This is a genomic window from Mycobacterium sp. (assembly GCF_019247635.1).
In the GTDB taxonomy this organism is placed as follows: domain Bacteria; phylum Actinomycetota; class Actinomycetes; order Mycobacteriales; family Mycobacteriaceae; genus Mycobacterium.
Map to the genome: position 1 here is coordinate 54,117 of NZ_JAFBAR010000128.1, position 21,943 is coordinate 76,059.

The following is a 21,943-nucleotide window of genomic DNA, read 5'->3' on the forward strand; positions in this document are numbered from 1 at the left end:
TGATACTAAATCCGTTACAGTATAGATTTCAGCAGTTCGGTTGGTGCGGCAAGGAGTGGAATGACGGAAGCGGCACCGAATACCGGCGCCGCTGCGATGTAATCGCGGCCGACGGCTACACCGGTTTCAAGCTGACCTAGGGAGGCGACATGTCGTGGGCAACGCGTGGTCGGGACGTCACTCGCGAGATGGCCCGCGTGTTGCCGCGGACGGTGGCCGGCCTCAACGAATCGACGGGGTGGGTCCCGGTCTCGCGGCGCGGCGTCCGGCAGTTCGGCGAGGTCATGCTGGACGAACTGGTGCTGAGCGGTTTTACGCTGCTGAGCGGCGGCCTGAGCGCGGCGGTGCGGCCGCTGAGTGCCTGTACCGCGGCGGCCGACGAATTATCGGAGCTGGGCATTGAGGGCGCGCATGCCGATCCAAAACCGTTGCGGCCGACATCGATACGTCGCGGACGCATCGCCGGGTTGACGTATGAGCGCATGACGTTCGAGCATGATCCCCCGTTGCCGAAAACGTTGGCGGCCGAGGGTTTCGGCGGCCCGGCCAGGGCGATCGTGCACCTGTGCCGGCATCGCGACGGCCCACGGCCATGGCTGGTGTGGGTGCACGGCGCCGGCCAGGGCGGCACCTCGGACCTGTTGCTGTCCGGGATCGGTCGGATACACGGCAAGCTGGGATTCAATGTCGCAATGCCGGTGCAGCCCGGCCACGGCAGCCGGCGTCGCGAATGGCCGACCTATCCCGACATGGATCCCCTGGGCAACGTCGCGGGCATGATTCGCTCGGTATCAGAGGTACGCGCGGTTGTGCAATGGGTGCAGCGGCACGCCACTCCGGTTGTGGTGGCAGGGATTTCGATGGGCACCCCGGTGGCCGCGCTGGTATCCCATTTAGAGCGGGGGGTCGATGCGGTTGGCCTGTACACGCCGATTCTCGGGCTCAACGCGATGATCGCGCGGCACCTGACGCGCGGCGGGGCGTCTGGCGACGAATTCCGGGAACTGCTCGGATCGCCGGTGGTCTCGCAGCTGACCTCGGTGATCGATCCGCTGGCGGTCGAGCCGGCGCCGCCGCCGCAGCGCCGGCTCATCGTAGGGGCCTGGCACGACCGGATGGCGATGCGCGAGCCCACGGAAGCGTTGCAGGAGCGTTGGGGCGGCCAGCTGTACTGGTATGACGGCGGCCATGTCGGACACGTTTTCTCTCGGCGGGTGCAACGAGTCACGGAGCGATTCCTGCGGAGCGTGGTGTCTGAAACGAGCGACGGAGAAGTGGCCAATTGACCGATCGCACGCTTGACGAGTTGGGGTATTACCTGCTCGCCGGCGCCGGGGGAGAGGGCCCGGCAACGCTGATGGACGAGGCCCGGCGCGGCGAAGAATTGGGCTTCGGCACCGGGTTCATCTCCGAACGGTGGAACGTCAAAGAAGCGTCGTCGTTGGTCGGGGCCGCCTGCGCGGTCACCAACCGCATGCAGATCGCCACTGCCGCAACGAATCACAACACCCGCCATCCGCTGATCACCGGATCGTGGGCGACCACGATGCACCGCCTGTCCGGTGGCCGCTTCACGCTGGGTATCGGCCGGGGCATAGCGGCGATATACGGTGCGTTCGGCATACCGGCGGTGACGACCGCCCAGATGGAAGACTGGGCTCAGGTCATGCGCCGCCTGTGGCACGGCGAGGTGATCTTCAACCACGACGGCCCGATGGGCAAGTACCCGATCCTGTTTCTCGACCCGGATTTCAACGAAGACATCCGGTTGGCGTTGGTGGCGTTCGGACCCCACACACTGGCGTTGGGGGGCCGGGCATTCGACGACGTCATCCTGCACACCTATTTCACCCCGGAGACGTTGCAGCGCTGCGTGAAAACCGTCAAGTCCGCCGCGGAGAAGGCGGGCCGCGATCCCGATGACGTGCGGGTGTGGTCGTGCTTCGCCACGGTCGGTGATCACCTGCCCGAGCCGTTGCGGTTGAAGAAGACCGTAGCGCGGTTGGCCACCTATCTGCAGGGTTATGGCGACCTGCTGGTGCAGACGAATAACTGGGATCCCGCTGTGCTGCAACGGTTCCGGGAGGACTCGGTGGTGAAATCAGTGCCCGGCGGGATCGATCACAAGGCCACACCCGAGCAGATCGAGCACATCGCGACGCTGCTTCCCGATCAATGGCTGGAGCCTTCCGCGACCGGGTCGGCCCGGCAGTGCGTGGATCGCATTCGTCAGGAGTTCGACTACGGTGCCGATGCCGTGATCATGCACGGCGCCACGCCCGACGAGCTGGAGCCGATCGTCGCGGCGTATCGGGCCGAGTAGCCGCCGCGAGTGCGCAAAATGCCAGCCACGCCGGCGTGTCACCGTACAGACGCGCACGCTCGCCGGGAAAAGGGGAGGGTCAAGGGAGGATGACGGTGCGGGTCACCGGCTCCGCGGCGGCCTGCCGACTGTAGACACCCCTGCGCAGGGCGGCCAACAGCGCATCCCGCGTCTCGCGGGGGTCGATGAGCTCGTCGAATCCCATGCCCTCGGCCGACCGGTACGACGCTTGCAGCTCGGCGTTGCGCAGCTTGCTGGACAGGTCATCGCCCGCGTGCGATGCGCGACTGAGGGCGGCTGCGCTCATGGCGCCCATCGTGGCGCCCGGGTAGGCGAAGGTGGCCGTCTGGTGATCGAAGCTGAGCAACGACATGACCATGGAGCCAAAGCCGTACGCTTTGCGCAGCGTCACATGCAGCTTGATCGTAGTGGCGGCCGTCTGGGCGGCGAACATCCTTGCCCCACTGCGTAATACACCCTCACGCTCCGACCGGCTGCCCGGCAGCATGCCGGGGTTGTCGGCCAGGAACACGATCGGCAGGTGAAAGGAATCGGCCACCATGATGAAGTGCGCTGCCTTGTCGGCGGCGGCGGCGTCGATGGACCCGGCCAACACCTGCGGCTGATTGGCGACGACCGCGACGGGGTGGCCACCGAGATGGGCCAGGGCGCAGATCATCGCCTTGCCGCACTGCGGTTGCACCTCGAACCAGTCGGGGCGGTCGAAGACCACGTCGAGCACCGCGCGCATGTCGTACACGCGGCGGTTGTCTCGGGAGACGATCCCAAGCAATTCCGGCGTCGGTCTCGGCGCGGTCGTGTCGTCCTCCGGCAGCACCGGCGGGTACGACCATGCGCTCGGCGGAAAGTACGACAGATAGCGACGAATGTCGTCGAGCACGGCTTCGTCGTCCTCGGCGACGTTGTGGATCACCCCGCTGAACGCCGCAACGTCCGGTCCGCCCAGATCCTCCTTCGAGATGTCCTCACCGGTGGACTCTTTGACGACGGGTGGCCCGGCGGTGAAGATCGCGCCCTGCCGGCTCATGATCCTGAAGTCGCACACGGGGGCAACGAGGGCACCGTGTCCGGCCGACGGTCCGAGTACCGCGCCGACGGTGGGCACCCGCCCCGAACACTGCGTCTGGGCAAGCAGGTCCGTTGGGGAGCGCCCGTAATGGCCGCCGGTCGGACGAAAGCCCGCGCCTTCGAGCAGCATCACCAGCGGAACCCTGTCGCGCAGTGCCAGTTCGGCGATGCGGTAGCGCTTGGAGTTGCCGCCCGGCCCGATGCTGCCGGCCATCGTCGTAAAGTCCTCGGCGCCGACCAGCACGGGCACGCCGTTGATGAGGCCCGAGCCGGTGATGATTGCGTCAGCCGCGACCTCGCCGCCGACCAGCGTTCCGAGTTCGCGAAATGTGCCCGGGTCCAGGAGACGCTCGAGGCGCGCGCGGGCGTCGAGTTTGCCCTTGCCCCGGTGCTTGTCGAGCCGGTCCGCACCGCCCATGCCGCGCGCGTGCCGGCGCCGCTGGTCGAGGTCTTCGAGCGTCTCCGCCCAATCCGGGGGTTTGGCCATGGGATTCCTCACCTGGTGCAGGATAATCAATACTTACTGAATTGCTTACTGTAGCGTCTGCGAAATGGGAGCGACATGATCCGGTTGACGGCGGACGAGGCGTGGGACGTGATCGCGTCCGCGCACACCGGGATTCTGACGACGCTGCGCCGCGACGGCACACCGATCGCGTTGCCGGTCTGGTTTGTGGCCGAGGATCGCACGGTCGCGATGATGACCCCCGCGGGTACCAAGAAGATCGCGCGGGTCCGGCACGACCCGCGGGCGTCGTTCCTCGTCGAATCGGGGCAACGCTGGGTTGACCTGCGCGCCGTGCATCTGACCGGGCGCGTCGAGATCGTCACCGATGAAGCGGCCGAAAACCGCATCGAAGCGGCGGTCAACGCCAAATACGCCGCGTTCCGGCCAGCGCTTGCCGGCCTGCCCGCGGCCACCCAGAACTACTACGCCAAGCAGGTGTTCCTGCGGTTCGTGCCGGAGGGCAAAATTCTGACCTGGGACAACGCACGCGTCGGCAAGCCACGCTCGTGACGTTGACCCTACCGAATCGCTTACTGTAACTTTTCCCTTATGTCGCCAGGGAGGGCTCTCAAGCTCGACGGAGGCATCCCCAATCAACTCGTGCGGGCGGCCGAACGCGCCTCCGCTTTGGAGCAGACCGGCTACGACGGCGGATGGACGCCGGAAACCAGCCACGACCCGTTCCTGCCCCTGCTGCTGGCCGCCGAGCACACGTCGCGACTCGAGCTCGGCACCAACATCGCGGTGGCCTTCGCGCGCAACCCGATGATCGTCGCCAACATCGGCTGGGATCTGCAGACCTATTCGCAGGGCCGGTTCATCCTGGGCCTGGGCACGCAGATCCAGCCGCACATCGAGAAGCGATTCAGTATGCCGTGGAGCCATCCGGCCCGTCGCATGCGCGAATTCGTCTCGGCGTTGCACGCGATCTGGGCGGCCTGGAAAGACGGCAGCAAGCTCCGGTTCGAGGGCGAGTTCTACACGCACAAGATCATGACGCCGATGTTCACGCCCGAGCCGATGCCGTATCCGGCGCCAAAGGTTTTCATCGCCGCCGTGGGCGACGCGATGACCGAGATGTGCGGCGAGATCGCCGACGGCCACCTCGGCCATCCGCTCGTCTCGAAGCGGTACCTGACCGAGGTGACGATGCCGGCGTTGCTGCGCGGCATGCAACGCTCCGGACGCGAGCGCAGCGACTTTCAGGTCTCGGCGGAGGTCATGGTGGCAACCGGCGAGACGGACGCCGAACTAGCGACCGCCGTCACGGCCGCGCGCAAGCAGATCGCGTTCTACGGATCCACACCGGCCTACCGCAAGGTTCTCGATCTGCACGGCTGGGCCGACCTGCAGACCGAGCTGCACCGCCTCTCCCTGGAAGGCGAGTGGGACACCATGGGGACACTCATCGACGACGAGATCCTGAACGCCTTCGCCGTAGTCGGCCCGGCCCACGAAGTCGGCACCGCGCTGCGGAATCGTTGTGCGGGCGTGGTCGACCGAGTGCTGCCGATCTTCTACACCGCCTCCCAATCCTGTATTGCCAACGCACTGAAGGAGTTTCGCCAGTGAGCGCACCGACGACTGACAAGGCCGCCAGGTTATTGGCAGATCCGCTGGCGTACACCGACGAGCAGCGGCTGCATGCGGCGCTGACGCACCTGCGGGCCAACGCTCCGGTGTCGTGGGTCGATGTGCCCGACTACCGGCCGTTCTGGGCCATCACCAAGTACGCCGACGTGATGGACATCGAGCGCAACAACGTCCTGTTCACCAACTGGCCCCGCCCGGTGCTGACCAGCGCCGAGGGCGACGAGCAGGCGGCGGCGATGGGTGTGCGCACGCTGATCCACCTCGACGACCCGGAACACCGGGTGGTGCGCGCGATCGGTGCGGACTGGTTTCGGCCCAAGGCGATGCGGGCGCTCAAGGTTCGCGTCGACGAACTCGCCAAGGTCTACGTCGACAAGATGATGGCCGTGGGTCCCGAATGCGACTTCGTCCAGCAGGTCGCGGTGAATTACCCGCTCTACGTGATCATGTCGCTGCTGGGCGTGCCGGAGGAAGACTTTCCGCGCATGCTCAAGCTGACCCAGGAGCTGTTCGGTAGCGACGACAGCGAGTTCAAGCGTGGCACCACAACCGATGAACAATTACCCGCGTTACTCGACATGTTCGAGTATTTCAACGCGGTGACCGCCGCGCGCCGCGAGCATCCGACCCAGGACCTGGCATCGGCGATCGCCAACGCCCGCGTCGACGGCGAGCCGCTGTCGGACGTCGACACCGTGTCCTACTACCTGATCGTGGCCACCGCCGGTCATGACACCACCAGCGCCACCATCTCCGGCGGGTTGCAGGCCTTGGCAGAGAACACGGACCAGTTGGCCCGTCTGCGCAGCGACCTCAGCCTGATGCCGCAGGCGACCGAGGAGATGATCCGCTGGGTTACTCCCGTCAAGCAATTCATGCGGACCGCCGCCGAGGACGCCACGGTGCGTGGAACACGTATCGCCGCGGGCGAATCCGTGTTGTTGTCCTACGTGTCGGCCAACCGCGACGAGGACGTGTTCGACGACCCGTTCCGCTTCGACGTCGGGCGCGAGCCCAACAAGCACGTCGCCTTCGGCTACGGTGTGCACTTCTGCATGGGCGCGGCGTTGGCCCGGATGGAAGTCAACAGCTTCTTCACCGAGCTGTTGCCCCGGTTGAAATCGGTTGAGCTGACAGGTGATCCGGAGTACACGGCGACGACGTTCGTCGGGGGGCTCAAACACCTACCTGTGCGTTACTCATTCGGCTGAAGGTCGTTAAGATCGCTTCCGTGACGTCAAGGACGATTGTCATTACCGGTGCCAGTGATGGCATCGGCGCGGCGGCCGCGCGCCGGTTGCGGCGCAGCGGTGACAACGTCGTGGTGGTGGGGCGCTCGCAAAGCAAGACCACCGCGGTCGCCGGGGAACTGGCTGCGGACTATTTCGTGGCCGACTTCGCCGATTTGTCGCAGGTGCGAGCGCTCGCGGACAAGATTCGTTCGGAATACCCGCGCATCGACGTGTTGGCTAACAATGCCGGCGGCATGTCCACCGAGCTCGAGATCACGGCGGACGGCCTGGAGAAGACGTATCAGGTCAACTACCTGGCTCCGTTCCTGCTCACCAGCCAGTTGCTCGACGTGCTCGTCGAGTCCCGCGCGACCGTGGTGAACACCACCAGCTCGTCACAGCGGCTGCTGCCCAGGGTCCGCATCACCGACCTGGACGACACGGCCCGACATCGGCCGAGTATCGCCTACGCTTTCACGAAACTTGCAATCATCCTGTTCACCAAGGAATTACATCGGCGATACCAGCCCAGTGGACTGTCCGCCGTGACATTCCACCCGGGCTATGTCAATTCCAACTTTGGCGACGCCTCAGGATCGCGGCTTCTCCATTTCATGCAGCACCGTGTGCGGGTCATCAACCGACTCACCGCCAGCGTCGAGCAGGGAGCCGAACAGCTGATCTGGCTGGCCTCCAGTAAGCCCGGCACCGACTGGACGTCCGGCGAATACTACTCACGGCACAAGATCGCCAAAGCCCATCGGGTGGTCAACGACCCGGTCCTTGCGCGTGAATTGTGGGAGCGCACCCTGGCCAGGCTCAACTCGTGACCGGCGCCCTACGCGCCGACGCCCTACGCGCTGGCGCCCGACGCGCCGACGCCCTACGCGCCGACGCCCTACGCGCCGGCGCCCTACGCGCCGACTGTGAATTGCACGACGCTCGACCGGCGTGTCGCGTCGTCAGATTCACACTCGGCGCAATAGGGGGTCCCCGGCCTCAGCCCTCAGCCCTCAGCCCTCAGCCCTCAGCCCTCAGCCGATCCCGAAATCGATGACGCCCCTGACGATTTCGCCGTCAAGCAAGTCGCGGTAGGCTTCGTTGACATCATCCAGGCGATAGCGCCTGGTGATCATCTCGTCGAGCTGGAGCTGCCCGGTCTGGTAAAGCCTGGCCAGCCGGGAGATGTCGGCCTTCGGGTTGCACGAGCCGAATATGGTGCCCGCCAACGTCTTGTTCATGAGGATGAAGTCCTGCAATTCGATGTTGACTGACCCGGTCAGTTGCGAGGTCATCCCGGTGAGCACGCACGTCCCACCCTTGCGGGTGAGTCTCACCGCGTCGCGCACGTCGTCGGCGGTGATCAGGGACGGGGAGACCACGACAGCGTCGGCCATCACGCCGTAGGTCAGGTCGCGCACCAGGTCTAGTGCCTCGGCTGCCGTCGCCGCGCTGTGGGTAGCGCCGAACTGCAGGGCCGATTTCCGTTTGAACTCAACCGGATCCACGGCGACGATCTGCGCGGCACCGTTGATCCGGGCGCCCTGGAGCGCACCCGTGCCGATGCCGCCGACGCCCATCACGACGACGGTGTCACCCGGCCGCATGTTGGAGCGGTTATCCACCGAGCCGAAACCCGTCGGGATGGCACACGACAGCAGCGCGCTCGGCACCAGCGGCAGCCGCGGCTCGATCTTCACCACTGACTTCGTCGACACCACAGTGTGCTTGGCAAACGCGCCGACCTTCGCCAGATGGCCGAGGTCCTGACCGTCGGCGGTGTGATGGCGAAAGGTGCCGTCGGTCGGCATCCCCGGCGCCATGGTGCCGATGCCCGCATCGCAGATATATTCCATACCTGTTGCACACCAACGACATTGGCCACATACGGCGACGAACGACATCACCACGTGGTCGCCCGGTTCGAATTCGGTGACGCCGTCGCCGACTTCGCGAACGACGCCAGAACCCTCGTGGCCGCCGATCATCGGGAACATGGCCGGGCGCCCGAGCGCGCGCAGCACCTCGTTGGGCGCGGACATGTCGCCTTTGAGGATGTGGTCGTCGGAGTGGCACAGGCCGGCCGCGGCCATCTCGACCAGGACCTCGCCGGCGCGGGGTGGGTCCAGCTCGAATTCCTCGACCGACCATGGCCCGCCGACGTCATACAGGATCGCCGCGCGGCTTTTCATGGAGCTTCTCATGCGGCCGGGGTGAACGTGACGGGGAGCTTGTTGGGCGACCGGAAGGTGACCCCGACGATCTTGGACTCCTCGCCGGTTCCATCGTCGGGTACGAACGCCAGCTGTTCCAGGCGGTCGAACAGGCTGTTCAACATCACCCGCGTTTCCAGCCGGGCCAGGTGCATCCCCAGGCACATGTGGATGCCGCCGGCGAAGGCGATGTGGGCGTGCCGCGGCCGATGGATGTCGAACGTGTTGGCGTCGGGCCAACGGCTTTCGTCGCGGTTGGCAGAACCCATGCACATGTCGACCTGCGCGCCGGCCGGGATCGTCTTGCCGCCCAACTCGACTTCCGCGGTGGTGGTCCGCATGACCATCGTCAGCGGGGTCTCCACCCGCAGGCCCTCCTCGATGGCGGTCGCTATCAACGACCGGTCCTGCTGAACCATCGCCAACTGTTCGGGATGGGTCAGCAACAGGTAGAGCAGGTTGCCCGAAGACCGGTACGTGGTCTCCAGGCCCGCGGGCAGCAGCAGCCGCAAGAACGCGATGATGGCCTCATCGGTGAGCTTGGCACCGTCGATCTCGGCGGCAACCAGGTCGCCGATGATGTCGTTGGTGAGTTTGCGGCGCCGCTGCTCGACCTGATCGAGGAAGTAGCCGTGCAACTCGGTCGCCGCGGTCAGCCCCGCCATGATGTCGGTCGGGATCGAGATGAGGTCGAGGGACAGCCGGCGGAACATGTCGAGATCCTCGCGGGGCAGGCCGAGCAGTTCGGAGATGATCCGGGTCGGAAACTCGAACGTCAGCGCCTTCACCAGGTCGGCGTGCCCGTCGTTCTTGATTTCGTCGATCAGCTGATCGCAGACCGGCCCGATGACCGATGGCTCCCAGCGTTCCAGCGCGGTGGCCCGGAAGGCCTTGGCCACCAAGCTGCGATGGTCGTGGTGTTCCTTGCCGCCCATCGCGAGGATGGTGTGGCCCATGACCAATCCGATCGTGTTGTCGTAGGCGGCGGACGTGAAGACGCGGTCGTCCCGGAAGCCCTGGAACACGCCGTCGTACCCGAACAACACCCACTCGTCGCTCGGCCGCAGTTCCTCCGGCAGTTGTTCGGCGTCCATGAGCGAGCCATGCCAGACCGGATCGGTACGTCGCATGTATTCGAAGAAGGGGTAGGGGCTGGTCTCGCCGGTGGTGTCGAGGGTGACCGGCTGGTCCCCGAGATGGGGGCTTTCGGCGCGCAGCGTCATTGCCGCTCCTTCGGGCACGGGCCACTAACTGGGATTGTCGCTATCATAATATAAATAGCAACGAAGCCCAACTGGGTTGTGGACGTTACCGTAACGGGCACAGTATGGATCCGAGCGCTCGTAAGGAGGCCGTGAGTCTCAAGGTGCTGAAACGCCGATTCGTCTGCACACTCGACGAGTTGCCGCCTGGCCGAATGAAGCTGGTCGACGTCGGGAAGTTCGGCGTGGGCGTGTACAACGTGCGCGGCGCGCTGTACGCGATCGCCAACTACTGCTCGCACGAGGGCGCCCCGCTATGCCTGGGTCTGATTGGCGGCACCAACGAGCCCGACCCCAGTGAGCCCGGCGGCCTGCGCCGCGTGCATGACGGACAGATTGTGCGATGCCCTTGGCATAACTGGGAATTCGACGTCACCACGGGCCAAAACGTCGCCGATCCGCAACGACGGGTGCGTACCTACCAGGTCGACGTCAACGGCGGGGAGGTGTATCTGACCGCATGATTATCGACACCAACGTGCAGCCGCATTTCCGCTACAACGCCGAGATACGGCGCTATCTCCCGGAAGCCCACCAGTTGCGCTCGATCCCGGACGTGGAACAGCAGTGGTACCAGGCTCCCGGCGGCGATTACCGGCAGGATCTCTACGGCGAGCACTACCCGGGATCGGACCCCGAAACGGTCGGTCGCCATCTGTTCGACGGGACGGGCGTCGAGTACGCCATCCTCAACCCGCTGACCCGCGGCAACATCGCCGACTATTTGCTCAACAGCCGAATCTGCGCGGCGGTCAACGACTGGCTGCTGGACCGATGGCTGGAACCCGATGCCGGCAACCGTTTTCTCGGCACCATCCGGGTCAACCCCGAAGACCCGAAGGGGGCGGTCGGCGAGATCGAACGCCTAGCGGATCACCCCAAGTTGGTGCAGGTGGGTGTGCCGATGCAATCGCGCGAGCCCTATGGCAAGCCGATGTTCGAGCCCATCTGGGAGGCGGCCGCGGCTCATGGGCTGCCGGTTGCGGTGCATATCAACGGCGGCAACGGCGTCGACCACGCACCCACGTTCGCCGGGCACGCGCACACGTACCCGGGCTACGCGGCCTTTATGCCCCTGAACTACTTCGTGCACCTGGCCACGCTGATCGTCGAGGGCGTTTTCGGCCGCCACCCCGGCCTGAAATTCGTGTTCGCCGACGGCGGCTACGACATCCTGACCCCGCTGATGTGGCGGCTGGACACCTTCTGGTTGTCGATGCGGGACCAGACCCCGTGGGTCGACCGGTATCCCAGCGAATACCTGCCCGGCCATGTCCGGTTCTGCTCGTCGGCGTTCGACGGTCCGCTGCAGACCGACAAGATGGCGCGCTGGATGGAGTTCAGCGGCAAGGCCGAACTGTTGATGTTCGGCTCGGGCTACCCGCATTGGTCGACGTCGGCCGCGGATCTGGCGGCCGCCGGCCTTGACTCCGCGCAACGCGAGAAAGTGCTGTGGCGCAACGCTAGTGAACTTTACGGATTGACCGCGAGGAGCCTGACATGACCACGACCGAACCGCTCGCACGGCAGACGGGCCGACAAGAAATAGCGGTGGCGATCGTAGACACCGACGTCCACCCGCTGCCGGTCTCGATCGACGTGCTCAAGTCCTACGCGCCCGCCGAATGGGTGGACAAGATCTGGCCGACCGGAAATGCGGTCAGCCCGGTGCCGCATTTCTACGACACCCCGGACTCCTACAAGACGATGTCGCTGCGGCTAGATGCCGCGCCGCCCGGCGGGGGCGTTGCCGGCAGCGACCCGGACTTTGCCGCAAAGCAATTGCTGGTCGACGCCGGGGTGAGCATCGCGTCACTGGAGCCGATGTGTGATGCCCAGCTGCCGCAGGCCGAGCACGTGCTGAAGGCGACCTACAACGACTGGCTGGCCGACATATGGCTGGACAAATACAACGCGCACGGCCGCTGGCGCGGGTCGATCAGCGTCAGCGCGCAGACGCCCGGGCAAGCGGCGCGCGAGGTGGAACGGTGGGCGGGGCATCCGTACATGGCCCAAGTGTTGATGACACCGCAGACTCGTGGAATCCCGTTCGGAAACCCGCATTTCGATCCCCTCTACGAGGCCGCGTCGCGCAACGGGCTGCCGGTGGCCACTCACCTGATGGGGCAGACGCCGTTCGAACTGATCCCGATCTATCCCGTCGGAAACCCCGCGCACTGGCACGACTTCTTCGCGTCCTGGCCGCTGCTGTACGTGTCGCATCTGATGAGCCTGGTTTTCGACGGCGCCTTCGACCGGCACCCGGACCTGCGCGTGGTGTTCATCGAGGGTGGCTTCACCTGGGCAATGCCGGTGATGTCGCGGATGGACCGGATCTGGGAGGCTCGCCGTGGCGATCTGCCGCAGGTGCGTCGCCGCCCGTCGGAGTATGTGCGAGAACACGTCCGGTTCACCACGCAACCACTCGAAGACGTCGACACCGTACAGTTCCGCGAGTACCTCGAGATGATGGACCTCGGCGACAATCTCATGTTCTCCACGGACTATCCGCACTGGAGTTACGACGCTCCGACGTATGCGATCAAGAGGTTCTCCCGCGACCAGCGGGAGCGGATCATGCGGGGCAACGCGATGGCACTGTACGGGTTGCCGACGACAGTCACGGCCCTTCCCGGCGAACAACCGGCCATCGGTGACTCACTCGATTAAGAGAACCGAGCGCTGCACGCGCAGTCGCTGCGCCGCGCGTTCGCCATGTAGCGGGTTGTGACTTAGACCGGATCGAATTTGGTGATCAGCCACTTTCCGTTGATGTCGGCCATCCGCACCAGCACGCTGCTGGCCGCCATCGTCGGCTCGGGACTGTCCTTGGTCGTAGTGGTCTGATCGACGAAGACCAGGACGACGGCCGAATTGGGGCGCAGGTCCGAAACCGCGGCGCGAACCACACGCGCGGTGGTTTTCAGAGATTTCTGCTTGGCCGCGGGGCCCACCGTCTGCTGAGACAACTGGTCGTAGTACGACAGGAAGTCTCCGGTGAGATGTGAGCGGGCGGCGGCGAAGTCCTTATCGAGGGTGTCGGGTCCGTAGGACAGCAGAGCGACTGTACCGTCAGACGCCGCGGCGACCGCAGCCTGGGCGACGCTGGTATCGGTTTGCTGGTCGGGTTGGTACTGCTTGAAATACAGCCACACCGTCACCCCCCCGGATATCGCGGTGAGCGCAATCAGCAGCACGGGAACGATCCGCACGCGGCGCAAAGCGCCCCGCACGTTTACTCGAACTCGTTTCTTCGGGGCCTTGGTTTCATCGACTTCTTTTGTAACAGAGTCGATTTCAGCGTATTCGTGCAGATCGTCCGTCACGGCACGAACTCGACTTTCGACATCTTGTACTGTCCGCCGTCTTCGGTCACAGTGACTCTGAGCCGCCAGACCCGCGGTTCGTCTTTGGCGCCTGTGGAATTGGTGACGCGTGATGTCGCCGACACCAAGACTAAAGCGGAGTGCTCGTCCATGGATTCGAGGGCCGCGGCGTTCACCGTGCCTTCGGTGACAACCTTGGACTGCTGCACCACCTTCGTGAAATCGGTTGCCCGCCGCTGGAAGTCATCTCTGAATTCGCCGGTGGAGCTGTCGATGACGCGCTGGACGTCTTCCTTGGCCTTGTTGTAGTCGAGAGAGGTCATGTTGATGACGCCGGTACGCGCCCCGGCGACGAATGCAGCGGTGCGCTGCTGACGCTGCTTGGCCTCGTTGTGGTGCAACACCATGAACACGCTGAGTCCAGTGAAGGCGAGGATGAGGACCACCGCAGCCAACTTGGCGAGCAAGGGCAGGGCCGCCAGCCGCCTGCGACCGGGCGCCGCCACCGGCTTGGGCTCGGGTTCTGCGGCCGCGTCGTGGGCGTCGTCGGTGTCGACCGGATAGTCGAGCGTCTCGACGACCTCTGTTTCGTCCGAGTCCGCCGCGGCTTGAGCGACCGAGTAGGAATGGGCTTCGGCGGAGTCCGGTTCGCGAACCGTTTCACGCCGCAACCGGGCCGCGCGCTTACGGGCGCGCGCCGCTGCCGCCAGTGCCTCAGCTTCGGCGACTTCGGCCTCGACCTCTTCGAGCATCGACATCGCGTCGGCTTGCGCTTCCGCCGATGGTTCGTTGTCCTCAGCCATCGTGGTGACAGCCTGTCAGCATCATTATCGACTGAACTCCGGTATCTCTTACTGTATTGCCTATTGCTACCATCGGAGTCGCCAGCGAACTCCGACGAGGACCGATCAGGCGGATGATCAGCCACCCAATCAATTTCCCCGACTTCCTGCGCTGTCGCGCAAAAAGGTCGAGGACCGTCCGTCCAGCATCATGACCGCTGTCGACTCTCCCGAAAAGATACTCTTTACCTCGACGACCCAGGCGTTTCTGCAGAAAGAGGCGTCGCTGCGGTATGTCCGGGACCTGCACGCCACGGGTTCCTCTTTCGAACCGGCATGGTGGCAGCGGGCCGCGGAGCTCGGGTGGACCGGTTTGCTCGTACCGGAGGAACTGGGTGGGGGCAGCGTGTCGGGGGACGGCGTCGCCGATCTGGCTATGGTGGCCGAACAGCTGGGCAAGACAGTGGCACCGGGGCCGTTGTATCCGGTCAGCACGGTGCTCGCGGGACTGGTCGACTGCGCGGATCCGCAGGTCCATGCCGACACCATCAAGTCGCTGGTGTCGGGTGCAGCCGTCGCGTCCTGGGCGGTGTCGGAACCGGGCCGCGGCTGGGCGCCGCTGGATCCGTCGGTGACGTTTGTCCCGACCGAGTCCGGTTACCGTATCGATGGCATTAAGGACCGGGTCGAAGCCGGCGCGCAGAGCGACGTGCTGCTGGTGGTCGCGCGCAGCGGGGACGAGGTGCGCCAATTCCTGGTTCCCACTGATGCGCCGGGCGTACGGGTCGAGGTGCAGGAGTCCGTCGATCTGGTGAAGCAATACGCGCGGGTGCATTTCGGGGGCGTGGTGCTGCCGCGGTCCGCGGCCGTCGGCAGTGCGGGCGAGACGGCCGGCCTGATCGAACGACAGAGCCAAATCGCCCAGGTGCTGCAGTGCGCCGAGGTCGTCGGCATCCTGCAAACAGTGTTCGACCTCACCGTGCAATGGGCGCAGGACCGGTACACCTTCGGCCGCCCGCTGGCGTCGTATCAGGCGCTCAAACATGGCTTCGCCGATATGAAGCTGTGGCTGGAAGCGTGCCGCGCCACCACGGCCGCCGCTGTCGCCGACGTCGGCGCCCGCGCGCCGTCGGTGGGGCTGTCGGCCAGCATCGCCAAGTCCTACGTCGGCGAGCTGGCCGGCCGGATCGTTCAGGCCTGCGTGCAGATGCATGGTGGCATCGGCGTCACCTGGGAACATGACCTGCACCTGTATCTGCGACGAGTTACGTTGTACCGCTCCATGTTCGGCACGCCGGAAGAACACAATTTGCTGGTGTATGCCTGGCACGCGCGCGAGCGGGCGAGTCGATGATGACCCAGCCGACCGAGCCGACCGAGACAACCGAGCCAACCGAGCCGACCGAGCCGACCGAAACGGTCGCGGAGTTCGCCGCCCGGGCCCGAATCTGGCTGCACGACAACATGCCGCGGATCGATCCGCAAGCGCCGCCGGCCGCCCCCCGCGACGACGAACGCAGCTGGCAACGGGCCCGAGAATTGCAAAAGCGGCTCTACAAAGGCGGATTCGCCGGCATCTGCTTTCCCCGCGAGTACGGCGGGCTGGGGCTGGATTACGAATACCAGCGGGCGTTTAACGAGGAGTCTCTCAACTACGAGATGCCGCTCATCCTCAATATCCCGACGTTCACCATCTGTTGCGCCACGCTGCTCGACACTGGCACTGAGGAACAGAAGAAGCAGCACATTGCGGCCACGCTGCGCGGCGACGAGGTGCTGGTTCAGCTGTTGTCGGAACCCAGCGGTGGATCAGATCTGGCCGGCATCGTTACCCGTGCCGAACGGCGGGGCGAACGCTGGGTGATCAACGGCGCCAAGACCTGGAGCACAAGCGCGTTCGCCGCCGATTACGGCCTGTGTCTGGCCCGCACCGACTGGGAGGTGCCCAAGCACGACGGGCTGACCATGTTCCTGGTGCCCATCGGGCATCCGGGAATCACACTGCGGCGTATCACCCAGGTGAACGGTGGCGCCGAGTTCTGCGAGGAGTTCCTCGACGACGTGGACGTCGGCGACGACGCCGTCGTCGGTGCAGTAAACGACGGCTGGGCGGTGGCGTCTCGGCAGCTGTACCACGAACGCCGGGCGGTCGGCCAGGGCTCGGAGTTCGCCAGCGGCAGCGGCAGCGAGGGCGGGCACACGATGCCGGTCGACTACGCGGATCTCGCGGAGCAGACCGGCCAGGCCGACAACGAGCGCGTCCGTGAGATCGCCGGCCGCGCGTTGGTCCATCGCGCCGTAGCCGAGCAGCTGATCGACCACGTCTATCACAGCGTCAGGGACGGGACCCTGCCGCCGGCCGGTGGCACGCTGATCCGGCTATCCCATGCTGAAACGGTGATGCTGGAGATGGACGCCGCGCTGTCGATCACCGGTGCGGCCGGTGTCGTCGGGCAATATGAGGAAGGCCTGCGTAGCGGGATGCGCTACCTATCCCGGCAGTCCGTGGCCATCGGCGGTGGCACGACGGAAATGGCGCGCAACGTCATCGCCGAGCGGGTGCTGAACTTCCCACGGGAATACGCCGCGGATCGCGGCGTGCCGTTCAACCAGGTACGTCACGGCAAGCTGCGCTGACCGCCTATTCTTCGACGAAGACGCTCTCGGACTCATCGGTCACGAAGGGCAGCTGGACCAGCGACAACACATGGTGAGCCGGGCTGCCCGGCGGCGCCACCAGCACGCAGTCGCCGCCGTGCCGGAGCGCTCGTTCACGGGCGGCGGCCAGGGCGCTGACGCCGGCCGACCCGAGGTGGGTGACCGCACTCAGGTCGATCGTCAAAGGTGCTATGCCGGAACGGCTTTCGACTGCGATCTGACGGTCCAGGGTGGATGCGGTGTGCGAATCGACCTCGCCGCTGACGACGATGTGCCCGGCGCCGGTGACCAGGGAGACGAATTCGTTGTCGACGACGCGGTGCTGGAAGGCGCCGTTGACCACCGTGTCGGCGACGAAGTTCGCGGGCCGCGAAAGCCGGTGCTGCAGTGAGGCGGTCGTCCCCTCGGGCCCATACGCGATGTGTGCGTGCGAGACCAGGGCTTCGGCCATCGCAAGACCGCGTCCGCGTCCCTGCTCACCCTGTCGGTGATCCTTCCAATGCCCCTGGTCGACCACCGAGGCTCGCAGGTTGCCGTCGCCGCCCAGTTCCGCCTCGACGACCACACCGTCGGCAACGTCGGTGTCGTACCCATGCTCGACGGCGTTTTCGACGAATTCGGATATCGCATGAACGACATCGGAGATGTCCTCGGGATCGGCGCCGGCATCCGTCAGCCATTCCCGAAGTCCGGCGCGGACCGTGCGTGCGGCGTGAATCGTCGCATTCACCGTCATCCGCAGTGGCGGTGTTGGCGTACGGCGTTGTGCCGCAAGCATTGTGACGTCGTCGCTGTAGCCGGTGGACCGCAGCAGCAACTCGAGTGTCTCCGAACAGAGGCGGTCTACGGGCCGAAGCGGAGTGTCGATGACAAAACCGCTCGCGCCGCCGGCGATTCGTGCGGCCAGGCTGGCGAATTCCGCGGTGCTGGCGACCAGCGGCCGGCCCGGGCGTTCGATCAGTCCGTCGGTGTACAACAGGACCGTGTCGCCGATGTTGAGCATTTCGGTGCGAACCGGAAAACCGGTGCCGCTGCCCAGCGGTCCCGCGCCGGACGGTTCCAAATACCGCGCGCTGGCTTCGGCGCTCACCACCAGCGGTGGCGGGTGTCCCGCGGTGCAGTATTGGAATTCGCCGGTGACGAAGTCGAGTGAGCCGACGCACAGGGTGGCCGAATTCGATCCGGGCACGTGCTCATGGAAGCGGTCCACGGCCGCGAGTGCCTCGACGATGTTGTGCCCCGCCGAGATCTGCATTCGCACCGCGGTGCGTAGTTGCGACATCACCGCCGCGGCCGCGACGCCGTGGCCGACGACGTCGCCGACCACCAGGACCAGCCGATCTCCGAGCGGGACCGCGTCGAACCAGTCACCCCCGGCGGCGGTGTCCTCGGCGGCGACCAGGTACTCCGCGGCGATGTCCGCGGCCGGTAGGACCGGCACCGATCCGGCCAGCAGCGCCTGCTGCATGACGGTGGCCGAGTCGCGGACGTTGCGGTACCGCTCGGACAGTTCCTCGACGCGCGCCTCGGCGTCAAGGCGTGCCCGAACCCGGGATGTGACGTCGTCGAAGACGAGCTGTACCCCCTCGATCGAGCCATCCGCGCGTCGGCGCGGTGTGACGAGGAAATCGAAAAACCGTTCCCGTAGTCCTGCACCGTCGAGATCGATCTGGAGGCGCCACTCCACCCCGCGTTGCGGCTCGCCGGTTTCATACACCCGGTCGAACATGTCGTAGATCTGCTGACCCTCGAGCTCCGGATAAACCTCGCGCGCCGGCTGACCCACGGCGGTAAAGGCTGGACTGAGTGTGCGATAAGCCGCATTTACTGCGATGAAACGATGGTCCGGTCCGTCGAGACCGACCACCATCGTGGGGAGGTTCTCGAAGATGCGCCGCACGTCCTCGGCTGCGCCGACGACTTTGTCCCAGTCCATTTCGGCAGCCACCTGGCCGTCCCTCCTACGGACCGATCTCCGAAAAACCTGCACGGGCTTGACGAAATGGCCAGGCCGCAACAAACAGGTTATCAACGCGCCTCCGGCAGTGACCGCACGAATCCTCGGGCGCTCCGCGTGTCGCTTGCTGGCCGGTCCCTATGCCGCCGCCGACAGCGCGGAGTCCGTCGTCGGATACAAGGGCAGCAAGAGGCTGAACCCGCACGCTTCGATGATCCGCGCGACTCGCGGTTCACAGTCGACGAGACGCAGTTCGATGCCGCGATCGCGGCACCGGTTCGCCTCGTCGGCCAGGATTGCGAATGCGCCGCAACCCATGAAATCGAGCTCGGTGACATCGACGACGAACGGGCCCGGTCCGGTGGCGACCGCGGCCGCCTCGGCGACCAACCGGCGCCAGATGTCCTCGTTGGAGGCGTCGATCTCGCCGCCGGCGCTCACTATCACCGCCGAGTCATGGCGTTGGGTGACTGCCCGCAACGTGCTGTGCGGATCGCCCAGCTCCGCAACCAGCCGCGGATTCAACATCACGCGGCCGGCGAATGACTCCGCCGGGGCCAGGTCCATGCCGTTTTGTATAGCAAGACCGGCCAGCACCCGTCTACAGCTGCGGGCGGGCAAACGCCGCCCGAGTCAGGCCGAGACCGGCTTGGCGACCTTCATCAGCTTCATCAGGTTGCCGCCCATGATCTTGGCGACGTCCTCTTCGTCGAAGTCGGTGAGCTCGTCGACGAAGGAGATCGGGTCCTTCAGACCCTCGGGGTGTGGCCAGTCGGACCCGAACAGCACCCGGTCGGTGCCGACCATCTTGACGATGTCGGTGAAGTGGTCCTCCCAGAACGGGGTGATGTAGACGCACCGCTTGAACGCCTCGATCGGGTCTTCGCTGAACGCCTGCGGCATCTTCTTGTAGACGCCCTTGAGTCCCTTGAACAGGTCCGGCACCCAGCCGGCACCGTTCTCGATGGACAGGATTCGCAGGTCCGGGTTGCGGGACAGCGCACCGTGGCACACCAGCGCACCCATTGCGTCCAGGATCGGCCGGTGGCCCATCGTGAAGCTGCGGAACGCGGTCGGCTTGAACGGCAGGAACTCGTCGCCGGGTTCCCACACGTTCGCGAATTCGGAGTAACCACTGTCGGAGGCGTGCATCGAGACCGGGAGCTCGGCTTTGACGCAGGCCTGCCAGAACGGGTCGAACTCCTCGAGGCCGAAGGACCGGCTGCCGCGGTAGCCGGGCACCGGCGCCGGGCGGACCAGCACGGTGCGGGCCCCGCGCTCGAGACACCATTCGAGTTCCTCGAGCGCGCGCTCGACGATGGGCAGCGTGATCACCGGGGTGGCGAAGATGCGGTCGGAGTAGTTGAACGTCCAGGTCTCGTGCATCCACTGGTTGAGCGCGTGGATGACGTCGTGGGTCATGTCCGGATCGTCCTTCATGCGCTCTTCGACCAGGCTGGCCAGCGTGGGGAACATCAGGGCGTAGTCGATGCCGAGTTCGTCCATGACTTCCAGTCGCGGAGCAGGCTCACGGAAGGCGGGGATTGCCTTCATCGGCTCACCCAGGATCTCCCGGTAGCTCTTGCCTTGCGCGCCGTTGCGGAAGTAGTCCTCCTGGGCGCCCGGCTTGGCGACCTTCTCGAAGGTCGGGTTGGGGATGTACTCGCTGATGTGACCGCGCACCACGATCTTGGTGCGGCCGCGGACCTGCACGTAGTCGATGACGTTCTTGCGCTTGTCCGGGAGGAACTTGGTGAGTGCTTCCTGCGGTTCGTACATGTGGTTGTCGGCGTCGAACACGGGGAAGGAAAGTTCGCGCGAGGGCATGGCGATCTCCTGGTGAAAGTCTTGAGTTCTCCGTTAGTGGTAATGACGTTACCACTGCGGCGGGCAATGAGGTACCGGGGTTAGCCGCCGAGACCTACTGTTGGCGTCGGCCCGTTGATCAGGGCGAAGTTGACCGTTGCGGTCGCGGCAAGCTCGGCGCCGCCGTCTCCGTCGCCGTAGATGTCGACCTGCATGACCATCGCCCGCCGACCCGACCGCAACATGCGGGGCACGGCCACCGCCGAACCCCGCCGGATCGGCCGGAGATAACGGACGAAGAGGTCGGCCGTCGTCATGGTGGTACCGGGCTGCAGATGCCCCAGCCCGAACTGTCCGCCCGCCACGTCCACGAGCGTGGCGATCAAGCCGCCCTGCAAGGCGCCGGAGGTGTTGACCACCTGTGGGCTGACGGGCATGGTCAACGCCAGCTCCCCGTCGCGGGTGGTCGGGCGCATCCCGATCTGTGCGAACAGCTCGGCCAGCGAGGGTGCAAGCGATTCCTCGTCGCTGTCGCGGATGCCGAGCGCCCGGCTGCAGAACTCGTAGAGTTGGCCGGCGTCTATCGCCTTGCCGTTCAATTCGGTGCCCAGCCAACGCAATCGGAGCGCGCCCACCATGGTCTGCATGACGATCGCGGCCGCGGCACCGACATCGAGTCCCGGGCTGAAGACTCCCTCGGTGATGCCCTGGCCGACGATGTCCCGGATCAGCCGATGCAAAGGGGACAGCACCCGGGCGTACTCGCGCGGCCGGGTCTCGGCGAGGTGCTGGTTGTACAGGCTGAGTGCCCGGTTGAGGCTGTCCTGGGTGGTCGATTCCGGCTGGGCGCCGATGCGGTCGATCAGTATCTTCAGCGCGGCGGTGCTGTCCAGGCCGTCCGTCTCGTCACGCCACAGCTGCGTCGTCTGGGCGATGGTCCTGTCGAACAGCGCCAGCAGTAGTTCGTCCTTGCTGCTGAAGTGCTGGTAGAAGGCTCGCAACGAGGTCTTCGAGCGGGCGACCACCTCTTGCACGGTGAAGTCGGTGCGTCCCGTTTCGCCCAGAATCTCGACCGCGGTCTTGATGAATCGGTCACCGCGCGGGACCTCTACTTCGTCGCTGGGGGCCGTCATGAGCGCTTCTCCCCTTCCATCGCGCACGGGTTGCGCTTTGAGAATGAGGTTACCGTGCGCC

20 protein-coding genes are annotated in these 21,943 nt (G+C 65.6%); 11 read left to right on the forward strand and 9 right to left on the reverse strand.

Going from position 1 to position 21,943, the window contains the following annotated elements; all coding sequences use genetic code 11:
* Nucleotides 1-149: 149 nt before the first annotated feature.
* Together JO236_RS21655 and JO236_RS21660 are read left to right on the forward strand one after the other, a co-directional pair.
* Complete coding sequence (locus JO236_RS21655; protein WP_293335409.1) at nucleotides 150-1,286, forward strand: PHB depolymerase family esterase; 1,137 nt, start codon at nucleotides 150-152, stop codon at nucleotides 1,284-1,286.
* Nucleotides 1,283-2,323, forward strand: a complete 1,041-nt coding sequence (locus tag JO236_RS21660) for a TIGR03857 family LLM class F420-dependent oxidoreductase (protein ID WP_293335412.1) — start codon at nucleotides 1,283-1,285, stop codon at nucleotides 2,321-2,323. The genes JO236_RS21655 and JO236_RS21660 overlap by 4 nt, the downstream gene beginning before the upstream one ends.
* 79 nt (nucleotides 2,324-2,402) lie before the next feature.
* Here the strand turns inward: JO236_RS21660 and JO236_RS21665 are convergent, their stop codons facing one another.
* A complete protein-coding gene (locus JO236_RS21665; RefSeq protein WP_293335685.1) occupies nucleotides 2,403-3,899 on the reverse strand; it encodes an acyl-CoA carboxylase subunit beta in 1,497 nt (498 codons plus the stop codon).
* Nucleotides 3,900-3,974: 75 nt separating this feature from the next.
* Here JO236_RS21665 and JO236_RS21670 point away from each other — a divergent pair, with 75 nt between their 5' ends.
* Genes JO236_RS21670 through JO236_RS21685 form a run of 4 tightly spaced genes read left to right on the forward strand, consistent with a single transcriptional unit; the run spans nucleotide 3,975 to nucleotide 7,575 of the window.
* Nucleotides 3,975-4,430 (forward strand): pyridoxamine 5'-phosphate oxidase family protein, encoded by a 456-nt coding sequence (locus JO236_RS21670; protein WP_293335415.1) that lies wholly within the window; start codon nucleotides 3,975-3,977, stop codon nucleotides 4,428-4,430.
* A gap of 39 nt (nucleotides 4,431-4,469) precedes the next feature.
* A complete protein-coding gene (locus JO236_RS21675) occupies nucleotides 4,470-5,492 on the forward strand; it encodes an LLM class F420-dependent oxidoreductase (RefSeq protein WP_293335418.1) in 1,023 nt (340 codons plus the stop codon).
* Nucleotides 5,489-6,724, forward strand: coding sequence for a cytochrome P450 (locus JO236_RS21680; RefSeq protein WP_293335421.1), 1,236 nt, complete (start codon nucleotides 5,489-5,491; stop codon nucleotides 6,722-6,724). The genes JO236_RS21675 and JO236_RS21680 overlap by 4 nt, the downstream gene beginning before the upstream one ends.
* Before the next feature lie 20 nt (nucleotides 6,725-6,744).
* Nucleotides 6,745-7,575, forward strand: a complete 831-nt coding sequence (locus JO236_RS21685; RefSeq protein ID WP_293335424.1) for an SDR family NAD(P)-dependent oxidoreductase — start codon at nucleotides 6,745-6,747, stop codon at nucleotides 7,573-7,575.
* A gap of 204 nt (nucleotides 7,576-7,779) precedes the next feature.
* Here JO236_RS21685 and JO236_RS21690 read toward each other — a convergent pair whose 3' ends face one another.
* Both JO236_RS21690 and JO236_RS21695 read right to left on the reverse strand, forming a co-directional pair.
* Nucleotides 7,780-8,937, reverse strand: coding sequence for a Zn-dependent alcohol dehydrogenase (locus tag JO236_RS21690; RefSeq protein ID WP_293335427.1), 1,158 nt, complete (start codon nucleotides 8,935-8,937; stop codon nucleotides 7,780-7,782).
* Between the two features lie 8 nt (nucleotides 8,938-8,945).
* Nucleotides 8,946-10,181 (reverse strand): cytochrome P450, encoded by a 1,236-nt coding sequence (locus JO236_RS21695; protein ID WP_293335430.1) that lies wholly within the window; start codon nucleotides 10,179-10,181, stop codon nucleotides 8,946-8,948.
* Nucleotides 10,182-10,312: 131 nt separating this feature from the next.
* Between JO236_RS21695 and JO236_RS21700 the strand changes: the two genes are divergently transcribed.
* From JO236_RS21700 to JO236_RS21710, 3 genes are read left to right on the forward strand one after another with little or no spacing between them, the layout of a single operon-like run.
* Nucleotides 10,313-10,684 (forward strand): Rieske (2Fe-2S) protein, encoded by a 372-nt coding sequence (locus tag JO236_RS21700; protein WP_416362305.1) that lies wholly within the window; start codon nucleotides 10,313-10,315, stop codon nucleotides 10,682-10,684.
* On the forward strand, nucleotides 10,681-11,724 hold the full coding sequence (locus JO236_RS21705) for an amidohydrolase family protein (protein ID WP_293335433.1): 1,044 nt from the start codon (nucleotides 10,681-10,683) through the stop codon (nucleotides 11,722-11,724). Before JO236_RS21700 ends, JO236_RS21705 begins: the two co-directional genes overlap by 4 nt.
* Nucleotides 11,721-12,890, forward strand: a complete 1,170-nt coding sequence (locus tag JO236_RS21710; protein WP_293335435.1) for an amidohydrolase family protein — start codon at nucleotides 11,721-11,723, stop codon at nucleotides 12,888-12,890. Before JO236_RS21705 ends, JO236_RS21710 begins: the two co-directional genes overlap by 4 nt.
* Before the next feature lie 62 nt (nucleotides 12,891-12,952).
* Here JO236_RS21710 and JO236_RS21715 read toward each other — a convergent pair whose 3' ends face one another.
* Nucleotides 12,953-13,546, reverse strand: coding sequence for a hypothetical protein (locus JO236_RS21715; protein ID WP_323802188.1), 594 nt, complete (start codon nucleotides 13,544-13,546; stop codon nucleotides 12,953-12,955).
* Complete coding sequence (locus JO236_RS21720; RefSeq protein WP_293335437.1) at nucleotides 13,543-14,349, reverse strand: hypothetical protein; 807 nt, start codon at nucleotides 14,347-14,349, stop codon at nucleotides 13,543-13,545. The genes JO236_RS21715 and JO236_RS21720 overlap by 4 nt, the downstream gene beginning before the upstream one ends.
* A gap of 190 nt (nucleotides 14,350-14,539) precedes the next feature.
* Between JO236_RS21720 and JO236_RS21725 the strand changes: the two genes are divergently transcribed.
* A complete protein-coding gene (locus JO236_RS21725) occupies nucleotides 14,540-15,682 on the forward strand; it encodes an acyl-CoA dehydrogenase family protein (protein ID WP_293335439.1) in 1,143 nt (380 codons plus the stop codon).
* Nucleotides 15,682-16,965 (forward strand): acyl-CoA dehydrogenase family protein, encoded by a 1,284-nt coding sequence (locus tag JO236_RS21730; RefSeq protein ID WP_293335441.1) that lies wholly within the window; start codon nucleotides 15,682-15,684, stop codon nucleotides 16,963-16,965. Before JO236_RS21725 ends, JO236_RS21730 begins: the two co-directional genes overlap by 1 nt.
* A 4-nt stretch (nucleotides 16,966-16,969) precedes the next feature.
* Here JO236_RS21730 and JO236_RS21735 read toward each other — a convergent pair whose 3' ends face one another.
* From JO236_RS21735 to JO236_RS21750, 4 genes are all read right to left on the reverse strand, one after another.
* On the reverse strand, nucleotides 16,970-18,934 hold the full coding sequence (locus tag JO236_RS21735) for a SpoIIE family protein phosphatase (RefSeq protein ID WP_293335444.1): 1,965 nt from the start codon (nucleotides 18,932-18,934) through the stop codon (nucleotides 16,970-16,972).
* A 147-nt stretch (nucleotides 18,935-19,081) separates the two neighbouring features.
* On the reverse strand, nucleotides 19,082-19,510 hold the full coding sequence (locus tag JO236_RS21740; RefSeq protein ID WP_293335447.1) for an anti-sigma factor antagonist: 429 nt from the start codon (nucleotides 19,508-19,510) through the stop codon (nucleotides 19,082-19,084).
* A gap of 66 nt (nucleotides 19,511-19,576) precedes the next feature.
* On the reverse strand, nucleotides 19,577-20,770 hold the full coding sequence (locus JO236_RS21745; protein ID WP_293335450.1) for an amidohydrolase family protein: 1,194 nt from the start codon (nucleotides 20,768-20,770) through the stop codon (nucleotides 19,577-19,579).
* Nucleotides 20,771-20,850: 80 nt separating this feature from the next.
* Nucleotides 20,851-21,882 (reverse strand): hotdog fold thioesterase, encoded by a 1,032-nt coding sequence (locus JO236_RS21750; protein WP_293335453.1) that lies wholly within the window; start codon nucleotides 21,880-21,882, stop codon nucleotides 20,851-20,853.
* Nucleotides 21,883-21,943: the final 61 nt, after the last annotated feature.

Coding starts and splice junctions, on each gene's coding strand:
- JO236_RS21745 (WP_293335450.1), bottom strand. CDS start 20,770: ATGCCCTCGCGCGAACTTTCCTTCCCCGTGTTCGACGCCGACAACCAC.
- JO236_RS21730 (WP_293335441.1), top strand. CDS start 15,682: ATGACCCAGCCGACCGAGCCGACCGAGACAACCGAGCCAACCGAGCCG.
- JO236_RS21750 (WP_293335453.1), bottom strand. CDS start 21,882: ATGACGGCCCCCAGCGACGAAGTAGAGGTCCCGCGCGGTGACCGATTC.
- JO236_RS21665 (WP_293335685.1), bottom strand. CDS start 3,899: ATGGCCAAACCCCCGGATTGGGCGGAGACGCTCGAAGACCTCGACCAG.
- JO236_RS21655 (WP_293335409.1), top strand. CDS start 150: ATGTCGTGGGCAACGCGTGGTCGGGACGTCACTCGCGAGATGGCCCGC.
- JO236_RS21740 (WP_293335447.1), bottom strand. CDS start 19,510: ATGGACCTGGCCCCGGCGGAGTCATTCGCCGGCCGCGTGATGTTGAAT.
- JO236_RS21695 (WP_293335430.1), bottom strand. CDS start 10,181: ATGACGCTGCGCGCCGAAAGCCCCCATCTCGGGGACCAGCCGGTCACC.
- JO236_RS21675 (WP_293335418.1), top strand. CDS start 4,470: ATGTCGCCAGGGAGGGCTCTCAAGCTCGACGGAGGCATCCCCAATCAA.
- JO236_RS21670 (WP_293335415.1), top strand. CDS start 3,975: ATGATCCGGTTGACGGCGGACGAGGCGTGGGACGTGATCGCGTCCGCG.
- JO236_RS21710 (WP_293335435.1), top strand. CDS start 11,721: ATGACCACGACCGAACCGCTCGCACGGCAGACGGGCCGACAAGAAATA.
- JO236_RS21720 (WP_293335437.1), bottom strand. CDS start 14,349: ATGGCTGAGGACAACGAACCATCGGCGGAAGCGCAAGCCGACGCGATG.
- JO236_RS21725 (WP_293335439.1), top strand. CDS start 14,540: ATGACCGCTGTCGACTCTCCCGAAAAGATACTCTTTACCTCGACGACC.
- JO236_RS21690 (WP_293335427.1), bottom strand. CDS start 8,937: ATGAAAAGCCGCGCGGCGATCCTGTATGACGTCGGCGGGCCATGGTCG.
- JO236_RS21705 (WP_293335433.1), top strand. CDS start 10,681: ATGATTATCGACACCAACGTGCAGCCGCATTTCCGCTACAACGCCGAG.